This window comes from Alistipes muris (genome assembly GCF_943193205.1).
Taxonomy (GTDB): domain Bacteria; phylum Bacteroidota; class Bacteroidia; order Bacteroidales; family Rikenellaceae; genus Alistipes; species Alistipes muris.
Genome location: NZ_CALPDD010000019.1, coordinates 1 through 1788, shown reverse-complemented (window position 1 = coordinate 1788; position 1788 = coordinate 1). Strand labels below are relative to the sequence as shown.

Annotated in this window: 2 protein-coding genes; one reads left to right on the top strand and one right to left on the bottom strand. The window is 52.7% G+C overall.

Going from position 1 to position 1788, the window contains the following annotated elements:
* Positions 1-635 precede the first annotated feature (635 nt).
* On the top strand, positions 636-1223 hold the full coding sequence (locus NFR47_RS08500) for a hypothetical protein (protein ID WP_251215150.1): 588 nt from the start codon (positions 636-638) through the stop codon (positions 1221-1223).
* A gap of 55 nt (positions 1224-1278) precedes the next feature.
* On the opposite strand, the gene NFR47_RS08495 is transcribed toward NFR47_RS08500, so the two are convergent.
* Positions 1279-1461, bottom strand: coding sequence for a fibrobacter succinogenes major paralogous domain-containing protein (locus NFR47_RS08495; RefSeq protein ID WP_251215149.1), 183 nt, complete (start codon positions 1459-1461; stop codon positions 1279-1281).
* Positions 1462-1788: the final 327 nt, after the last annotated feature.

Sequence of the window (1788 nt, the reverse complement as noted above, 5' to 3'; positions counted from 1 at the left end):
TCCAGTCTGACAGGAAACAAACTTTAGTGAATAATGAATAGTTAATAGGGAATAATTGTCATGTTGAACGCAGTGAACCGACGAACGAAGCATGGGCAGAGACTGCTTGCAGGCTATGCCATGCAAGGAGAAGGAAAACGAGCGCAGCGATGTTAAACATCTGTTTTGCTGAAAAACAGATTCTTCGTCGGGCCAATGCCCTCCTCAGAATGACAAAAGAAGGTATTCGGAATGACAAAGAATAAAATTATTCACTATTCATTATCAATTATTCATTGAGTATTTTTCCTGTCATTCATCCGAGCGATTGCTTCAGCGCCTGCTGCGGGCTACCGCTTCGAGACGACGGGTGCCCTGACACACGTCGGCGAGTGGGGCCTCTGCTGGTCCTCGTCGTCCTATGCCGCAGGCCAGCTCGGCTCGGGCTATCTGTACCTGAACGCGGACTACGTGTACCCGCTGTACCACAGCTTTCGGGCCAACGCCCTCTCCGTGCGCTGCGTCCAGCATCTGCGGGCTGTTTTTTATCTTTTTCAGCGTCCGAAGCAAAAAAAATCGGGGGGGGGGAACAACATTGCAAAATATCGCTTAACTTTGTGGATGTGCAGGTTGCACGAAACCAAAACCCAAATCCTATGAAAAAACTTTTCTTCCTGATGGCTTTCGCGGCCATGGCGTGGGGGGGGGAGATTTCCGCGGTTAAGGCGCAGTCCCTCGAACCCGAATTCGAGGGCGAAGTGGTCGCCGTATTCCCCGACGGCACGTCCGGCAAACTCGAAAAACACACCGTCCGCATCAAGACCGGCGCCGGAGTCTACATCGCCGGATTCGCCGCGGCCAAGCAAAAGACCAAGGTCGTCATCGACGGCGGCACCGCAAGCGTACGCATGGACGGCAGCCAGCCCGTCGAACTGATCGTCCGGGCCAAGGACAACAAGGCCGACCCGATGTCGATCGTGCGCGTGTTCCGCATGAAAGCCACGCCCAAGAACCGTTCGGCCGTCATTTCGGCCGTCGGCACTTTCAACGTGCAGAGCAACACGCTCGACTTCCTGCCTTTCACGGCCAAGAAATACGGCGAAAGCAGCTATCGTCTTTCGTTCGCGACCCGTCCCACGGGCGAGTACGGCGTCATCGTCTCGAACCCCAACAACGTGGACGAGAAGATGGTCATCGTCTCGACGTTCGCCATCGACAACGGTTCGGACCCCAAGAAGAAATAGCGGTTCCGCTGCGACGCAAGAAAGGCGTACCTCCCACAATGGAGGTACGCCTTTGTCATTGTAAAAAGCAGCCGCACAGATGCTGGACGCAGCGCACGGAGAAGCCGTAAGCACGGTTATTGTTGTTCAGCGGGTTGACGACGCTGGAATTGAAGCCCAGGTTGCCCGCGTTGGCGCTGCCTGCGAGGTAGGACGACGAAGACCAGTAGTCACCGTTCGCGCCGACATTCATATTCATGCAAGTTTTCTCGCCTCGGCACAGCTCGTGCAAGCACAGCTCTGCCCTCGGCTTATCGAAAACATTCGTCAAGGCTCCCGACGAGTAGTGGCGGTAGCCCGCAGCAGGCGTATGCCAGCAATCGCTGGAATGAATGACAGAAAAAATACTCAATGAATAATTGATAATGAATAGTGAATAATTTTATTCTTTGTCATTCTGAGGAGGGCATTGGCACGACGAAGAATCTGTTTTTCAGCAAAACAGATGTTTCACTGCGTTCAACATGACAATTATTCCCTATTAACTATTCATTATTCACTAAAGTTTGTTTCCTGTCAGACTGGA

Excerpts from the sequence above, each read along its gene's own strand:
- NFR47_RS08500 (WP_251215150.1), top strand. The coding sequence starts at position 636 with ATGAAAAAACTTTTCTTCCTGATGGCTTTCGCGGCCATGGCGTGGGGG.
- NFR47_RS08495 (WP_251215149.1), bottom strand. The coding sequence starts at position 1,461 with ATGAATATGAATGTCGGCGCGAACGGTGACTACTGGTCTTCGTCGTCC.